The organism is Acinetobacter sp. 243_ASPC, from assembly GCF_001054715.1.
Taxonomy (GTDB): Bacteria; Pseudomonadota; Gammaproteobacteria; order Pseudomonadales; family Moraxellaceae; genus Acinetobacter; species Acinetobacter soli.
In genome coordinates, this window is the sequence record NZ_JVOR01000063.1 from 23,138 (window position 1) to 29,564 (window position 6,427).

General features: G+C 40.7%; 8 protein-coding genes, 1 other RNA gene and 1 pseudogene. 5 read left to right on the top strand and 5 right to left on the bottom strand.

Annotated elements, in window-relative coordinates:
- Window positions 1-24 precede the first annotated feature (24 nt).
- The 5 genes from ADA42_RS06295 (at window position 25) to ADA42_RS06310 (ending at window position 3,386) form a co-directional block, all read left to right on the top strand.
- The gene (locus ADA42_RS06295) at window positions 25-573 is read left to right on the top strand and encodes a hypothetical protein (RefSeq protein ID WP_048764168.1); all 549 of its coding nucleotides are present in this window, start codon (window positions 25-27) and stop codon (window positions 571-573) included.
- The gene (locus ADA42_RS06300) at window positions 570-854 is read left to right on the top strand and encodes a cell division protein ZapA (protein ID WP_004936208.1); all 285 of its coding nucleotides are present in this window, start codon (window positions 570-572) and stop codon (window positions 852-854) included. The genes ADA42_RS06295 and ADA42_RS06300 overlap by 4 nt, the downstream gene beginning before the upstream one ends.
- A 100-nt stretch (window positions 855-954) precedes the next feature.
- Window positions 955-1,139, top strand: a non-coding RNA gene (gene ssrS / locus ADA42_RS17860) — 6S RNA.
- A 157-nt stretch (window positions 1,140-1,296) separates the two neighbouring features.
- The gene (locus ADA42_RS06305) at window positions 1,297-2,577 is read left to right on the top strand and encodes an integrase family protein (protein ID WP_053086578.1); all 1,281 of its coding nucleotides are present in this window, start codon (window positions 1,297-1,299) and stop codon (window positions 2,575-2,577) included.
- A 341-nt stretch (window positions 2,578-2,918) separates the two neighbouring features.
- Complete coding sequence (locus tag ADA42_RS06310; protein ID WP_161798540.1) at window positions 2,919-3,386, top strand: hypothetical protein; 468 nt, start codon at window positions 2,919-2,921, stop codon at window positions 3,384-3,386.
- A gap of 76 nt (window positions 3,387-3,462) precedes the next feature.
- On the opposite strand, the gene ADA42_RS06315 is transcribed toward ADA42_RS06310, so the two are convergent.
- The 5 genes and pseudogenes from ADA42_RS06315 to ADA42_RS18640 all read right to left on the bottom strand — a co-directional run.
- Complete coding sequence (locus tag ADA42_RS06315; RefSeq protein ID WP_152682179.1) at window positions 3,463-4,002, bottom strand: hypothetical protein; 540 nt, start codon at window positions 4,000-4,002, stop codon at window positions 3,463-3,465.
- A complete protein-coding gene (locus tag ADA42_RS06320; protein WP_048764171.1) occupies window positions 3,999-4,547 on the bottom strand; it encodes a glycoside hydrolase family protein in 549 nt (182 codons plus the stop codon). Before ADA42_RS06320 ends, ADA42_RS06315 begins: the two co-directional genes overlap by 4 nt.
- The gene (locus ADA42_RS06325) at window positions 4,531-4,803 is read right to left on the bottom strand and encodes a holin (RefSeq protein WP_004938147.1); all 273 of its coding nucleotides are present in this window, start codon (window positions 4,801-4,803) and stop codon (window positions 4,531-4,533) included. Before ADA42_RS06325 ends, ADA42_RS06320 begins: the two co-directional genes overlap by 17 nt.
- Before the next feature lie 54 nt (window positions 4,804-4,857).
- On the bottom strand, window positions 4,858-5,037 hold the full coding sequence (locus ADA42_RS06330) for a hypothetical protein (RefSeq protein ID WP_048764173.1): 180 nt from the start codon (window positions 5,035-5,037) through the stop codon (window positions 4,858-4,860).
- 10 nt (window positions 5,038-5,047) lie between these two features.
- Window positions 5,048-6,427: pseudogene (locus tag ADA42_RS18640) on the bottom strand (phage tail protein); the annotation flags it as partial.

The following is a 6,427-nucleotide window of genomic DNA, read 5'->3' on the forward strand; positions in this document are numbered from 1 at the left end:
ATTGCAATTCTGTGCGACTACGTTATGTTAGAACAATTACAGCGACTTCAAGCGCATGTTGGCGTTTTAAAAACGCGTTTACTTCATTTAGAGCGTGACAACGAAGCGCTCGTAAAGACGAAAGATGAAACTGAAGCCCAACATCATAGTCAAATCGTGCAAAAAAATAGCATCATTACGGCCAAGCAAGAGGAAATTGAGACCTTAAATGATCAGCTTTCCCAACTTCAAGGCCAGTTTAAGCAACTTAACACAGATGCCACGGCACTTGCAGACCGCTACAGCCGTTTGGAAAAAAGTTGTACAGATCTGAAAAATCGTTTTCAGGAAATTTTGGCAGAGCGCAACGACTTACGTGTTACAAAAGAAAAGTTACAAGCACATCAGCGCCAAAGCCAGCAAGAGATTCAAGAGTTACAACAAGATCGTGATCGGTTGCTGAAAAAAAATGAACTGGCCAAATCAAAGGTTGAAGCGATCATTCAACGACTTGCAATTTTGGGTACGGCACAAGATCAACATGCTCAGGAAATCCAGCAACTCGCCGACCCTACTGAGGAGATTCATCCATGAGCGATCAAGTGGTCGTCGAACTACGTTTAATCGAACAAATTTTTCGTCTGAATACCACAGTTGAAAAACGTGATGAGCTTGAACGTGCTGCTGAAGTACTGAATGAGCGTTTTAATGAAATGCGCCGTAGTGCGCCGCGCGTTGAACACAACAAACTGGTCATTATGGTCGCGCTTCAATTGACCCAAGAAGTACTCAGCCTCAATAAATCATTGCAAGAGTATGAACATTGCGAGCGATTGTTAGACGCAATTTTACAAGATGTAGAAAAAAGCCTATAGAACTGTGCATTTTCGCGCAAACGTTCACCACTTGAAAACTAAGTTTACATAACACTGTGGCAAGGGAATTGCCATTGAGTTCAGATCGGTTATACTGAATCTGTCTCTGGGATGCTCGCCAGCGCGTCAGAATCCCCTGAGCCGATACTATCACTTTAGGATAGCGTTCTGCATATTTAGAGTGTATGCCTACCGCGAGTAGGAAACCCAGCAAGTATGCGTCGCTTCCACCTTGAACTTAAGGGTTCAAGGGTAATGACAGGCAGCGGCATCTTCGGAGGCATTTATTTTTAAATTATTATAATAACTTAGCTTCAAATCGAACTTTCATCACCGCCCCTCAAATCTCAAATAGTCTTCTGTGTATGCGCTGTGTATACTCTAGAATTAGTGCTATTTGTTGTTTAATATGCGCTATTAGTGCAAAGACGGCGAAATGTTTATGACCAATGAAAAAATCAAAATTACTAAAACTTTTGTAGACAACGTCCCTCTTTCGCCTGAAAAACAGGTTATTTATCGAGATTCTGAGCTCACTGGCTTCGGTTTACGTGTTAAGGGTGTAAAGACCTTCATTGCAGAAAAGAAGCTCCCTAACGGTATGCCATGCCGCGTTACGATTGGCCAGTATGGTTTATGGACGGTCAATCAAGCCAAAGACCAGGCTAAAGAATATCTTCTCATGATCAGCAAAGGCATTAATCCTAATGCCGAAAAGAAAAATATCCGACTCGCCGCAGCCGATCAGCTATTAACTTCCAAAAGTATACCGACTATTGCAGAAGTATACTCACTCTATAAAGAGAGAAAATCGTTATCCACTGATACAATCACTGCATACGATATATGTGTGAATGACTACTTTGAAGACTGGAAAAGCCTGAAGATTACATACCTAACCCAAAAGGCATGTAGGGATCGTTTTGTTGTACTTACTGAACGTAGCCCAGCACAAGCCAACCTTGCCTTTAAATTCTTGAGAGCACTGCATAACTTCGCAAAGATCAATTATCTCGGGCCAGAAGATAAACTAATAATCACTGGCGAGAATCCAGCAGCTTTTATTGGATCTAAAAAGAATCAGAATAAGATTAAGAGACGGCGTACATATATTCGAGCCGATCAACTTCACGACTGGTCATATCACGTAGCAACCACGCATTGGCTTGGAAGCCAAAAAGACAACATGCATGCTTACACGAATCAAGATTATCTGTTTCTGACGATTTTAACTGGCTTCCGTAGAAGTGAAGCCGAAACAGTGGAATGGAAAAATATTGATCTGAAGTACGGCACGATCAAAATCACTGATACTAAAAACGGCGAAGACCTTCTTTTACCTCTTGGTAATACGTTGTGGCACATACTCAGAGAGCGTAAGAAAAGAGCCGGTGACAATCAGTATGTTTTCCCGGATAAAACCGGTAAATCTCATATTGAAGATCGTCGTGACGTACGGAAAAAGATCACTGAATTGTCGGGTATTGAATTTACGTTTCATGATTTGCGAAGAACGTTTGGAACCATTGCAAATAGCTTAGCCATTGGTAGTTACACGATCAAGCGGCTTATCAACCATACTCTTGAAGATGATGATAACGATGTCACAGATGGTTATATTCAAGTCTCATTCGAAGAATTACGGAAGGCCATGAATATGATTGAAGATAAAGTATTGTCAGATGAAGTTAAGCAATTAATTAAATTTAGAAAATATATTTAACTATAATTTCAATTGTTTAAGTTGTTCCAAATTTTATTTTTGTTTAATTAATTTAACTTAAATAGATCCATCTAATTGATTTTTAAAAGTTAAATAAAAATATGTTAAATTAATTTAATGATTGACTAAATAAGGTGCCTGGCAGCATCTAAATTGATAGCATTACCCCCCCTACAATACTGCTTGATTAGTAAGTTATGTTCAAATTTATAGATGAATACACATATTATGGTCTTTTTTATACAAAAGTCTCGAATGGTACTGAAAAAAAATGTAGAAAGTATCTCGATATCAAAAAGTTAAACACGAAAGTTTCATCACCTCAATTAATGGTGATAATGATGAATCCTGGAGCATCAACTCCTTGCAAAGATTTCAATGATCAGGATGAAGCAGTTGAAACAACTCCTGATAAAACACAGGGTCAGATTGTCGCAGTAATGAAAGAATGTTCACTTGAGTATGTCCGCATTGTAAATCTATCAGACTTGAGAGAACCTAAATCCAAGATATTTTATAAAAATATAGACCCACAAGATTCTATTTTCTCTCCTTCAAACAAAGCTGATTTTGACGAATTTTTCATCAAAGGTGTTCCGGTACTTATCGCATGCGGAGTTCATGACTCGCTAGATGGTCTTGTTAAACAAGCGATTACGGTTATTGGAGATGCTGAAATAATTGGTGTGAAAAAAAAGAATTGCATCAACAAGTATTACCATGCAAAACCCTGGAGTAATGCGCAGAAAATACTGTGGGTCAATGATGCTGCTGAACAAATGAAAAAAACGAAAGATTATTACGCTTAAAATTTATTCATAAAAAATTACATGAATCCAAGCGATTAATTTTGATTGAATAGTTTTGATTATAGCATTGAAGCCCTCAATCGAGGGCTTTTTCTGGCCATGCTCTTATTAATCGCTCTGCATCAGCCGCGTGATCATCAGCTTTTTGTGCCACTGCTCGATATTCTGTGATGCAGCTTTCGAGTATGTCACTTGAGGAATCGGCGTACTCAATGACGGTTTCACGGGGAGCTGCGGACATACGTTGCTTTGCAATGCTGAGTTGCTTTGACAAGCTGTCAGCATTGGAACGAGCAGAATCAGCATCAGACTGAATTTGTTTAATTTTGGCATGATAGTTTTGCTCCACTTGCATGATTTGCTCTGCCCAGACTTTTTCTTGTTTAGCAGCTTGAACTTTGGCTTTTTCAGCAGCAAGTTTCTGTTGAGTGATGTAGTCAGCGTGTTGCTGCTTCAGATCCTTCGCCTGTCCCGCAAATTTGTTAACTTGATATGATTGAAATAAGCAGCAAATCAGCAGAATGATGATTAACGTCCAGCGCTTGTTTTTCAGAATCCACTTCACACAGACGTAAAAAAAGCGCTTTATCGCGCTTAGTATTGATAACCAGATCATGAGTTGGCTCCCATGCATTTTTCATAACGATCAACTTGCCGTGTCCAGACGCCATAGCAGCCATTGCTTCGAATCGAACAATCACGCTTTGCAACGTACTTCCATTTCAGCAATGATTTGCATGCAGCCACATACTGTCCCGCCTTGAGATTACGAAGCATTGATGAGCCTTTCCATGCGCTAATGCCGTATTGATATACGAAGTCGTTATATAAATCGTATTCAACTTGAGAGACTTTCACATTTTTCAAAGTTGCATTAAATGCCGGTGCGTTCTTAGAAATATGGCATTTCAGTTCTTGAAGTGCCTTTTCTTTTGAAATAGCCGGATCATTCAATGTTACTTTTTTTCCGTTGCAGTAGACTGTAGTACCGTGGCCAGTGGTTGGAACATCGCCCTTCACTGGGATAATAGGTTTGGGTGTAAAACCTTCCTTTTGTGCCGTAGCACTTACCTGCTCTTCACTAACATCAGATATAAAAAAACCGCCTAAACTGGCGGCTACTATAGATCCAATGACAAAATACTTAGTCTTGTTTGACACGACATTCCCCTCTTAAATTTTCCATGCGCTGCTTATGCTCGATCTCGCGTAACTCAGCATCTCTTTTTTCACGTTTGTTTTTGGCAATCGCAAAGTAAAGCTGAATAAGCAAGCCGAGTGCTGCAATAGCTAAACCACCCCACGCGATTACATCTACTTTTGCTACAAATCCCAAAAATGAAGCACTCCCGCTGGTAACTGTGACTTTGCTTGTAAGCGTTGCTGCGCTTGCTTCAATTACTGATTGTTCTGACATGCCAACCTCCAGATCGTGGCAATAAAAAAGCACCCGAAGGTGCTGTGATTTGGTTTATAAAATCTCAATCAACTGGTGATCGATAATTTTGTACTTTAATGCTGATACTTGTTGTTCAAGTTTAAGTACTTGCTGATTTGCATGATGATGAATGGTAGTTGAGAGAAATTCAGGACACTCAATAATGTTCTGAATTTCACCGCTTTCTATATCGTAAACTGCAAAGTAAGCCAATTAGTTGCTCCTATTTTCTCATTGTCATGGCATGAATATAGCGTTGAGAGACATTCACACTCCCGCCAGAATCTGAACGTAATTGCAGCTCAAACGTACCCGAAATTAATGTTGAATCGTGACGCGAAATGTTTAACGTTCCTGCAGTTCTTGCACTCCCTCGCATTGACACATCATGACTGTGAATACCGTCATTGAATGACGTAGCTGACGCATTCAAGTTCAAGCTATGACTATGTGAGCCAGCACTTCCGGTTGTCCCGCTGTAGCTATGAGAGTGACTGGTGTTGCCTGAACCTGCAGTCGAACTGTTTGTAGATCCGCTGTAGCCGTGCGAATGACTTCCCGCATCTGAAGCGGTACCCGTTACATTGATTTGCAGACCATGGCTATGATTGCCGCTGCTGCCAGAAACGACAGCGACAGATGCATAATCAATAAAGTGAACCTCCAGATCTTCAAACACAACGTTGCCGTTTTTCAATACACGACATAACAAGCGCTGCTGTGATGTATAAGAAGTGAAGCTAAAGACAGCACCAAAGGTTAGGATTGTGTGCCCCATGTCGGCAGGTACCGCCAAAGTCTGAACTGTCGTGTAATCCCCACCAATTGATGTGGATGCCTCAGCAAATGCAGATACCGGAACCGTTACCGCATTGTCTTTGATTTTCAGCGTATCAACAGCAAGATCGTCGATTTGCCCTGTACCTACGGCTAAATAATCGATTTTTCCTCGCTTAACTGCTAAATCATCAATCTGACCCGTACCAACCGCTAATTTCTGAATGTTTGATCTTTTAACAGATTGATAATCCATCATTGCAGATGCAAAATATGCAGAAACTGGAAAAACCGTGCCTGTTTCAGGATCAGTAAACGGTGTTGTTCTAAAGACAAACGGATAGTAACCGGTGCTATTACCACTACCAATCGCAAGTGAATCAAAGTTAAAAATAAACTGTGATTCAACTCCATTATTTGCACCTCCCCAGCCTGCAACTTTTCCATTCACATCCAGTTTTATGTATTTCTGTACATATAAACCGTCTACGCTTTCTGTGACCTCCTTGATTGTTGCTGTGTTTTCACCGACTGTCGTACTAACAATGTCCAATCGTTGACTTAAGGCACTATCACCATCGACTTGTGCAGACTGTATCGACCAGCTTGACGCTTGATTACTTCCGCTGTCCGCGGTCCAGTTATCTTGGTCTGCAGTCAAAGGTGTGACCTTCGCATAGACACCATCAACTTTTTCAGTTGCTGCAGTCAATCGTCCGTCAATTTCATCAACTTCCGATTTGACCGACTCAAGTGCACCAGTGCTGGCTTTATCACCCAGAGCAGCATTAATGCTGTTGATCTGGCTGGCATTGGCAGCAGATTC

Excerpts from the sequence above, each read along its gene's own strand:
- ADA42_RS06310 (WP_161798540.1), top strand. The coding sequence starts at position 2,919 with ATGAATCCTGGAGCATCAACTCCTTGCAAAGATTTCAATGATCAGGAT.
- ADA42_RS06325 (WP_004938147.1), bottom strand. The coding sequence starts at position 4,803 with ATGTCAGAACAATCAGTAATTGAAGCAAGCGCAGCAACGCTTACAAGC.
- ADA42_RS06300 (WP_004936208.1), top strand. The coding sequence starts at position 570 with ATGAGCGATCAAGTGGTCGTCGAACTACGTTTAATCGAACAAATTTTT.
- ADA42_RS06295 (WP_048764168.1), top strand. The coding sequence starts at position 25 with ATGTTAGAACAATTACAGCGACTTCAAGCGCATGTTGGCGTTTTAAAA.
- ADA42_RS06305 (WP_053086578.1), top strand. The coding sequence starts at position 1,297 with ATGACCAATGAAAAAATCAAAATTACTAAAACTTTTGTAGACAACGTC.
- ADA42_RS06315 (WP_152682179.1), bottom strand. The coding sequence starts at position 4,002 with ATGATCTGGTTATCAATACTAAGCGCGATAAAGCGCTTTTTTTACGTC.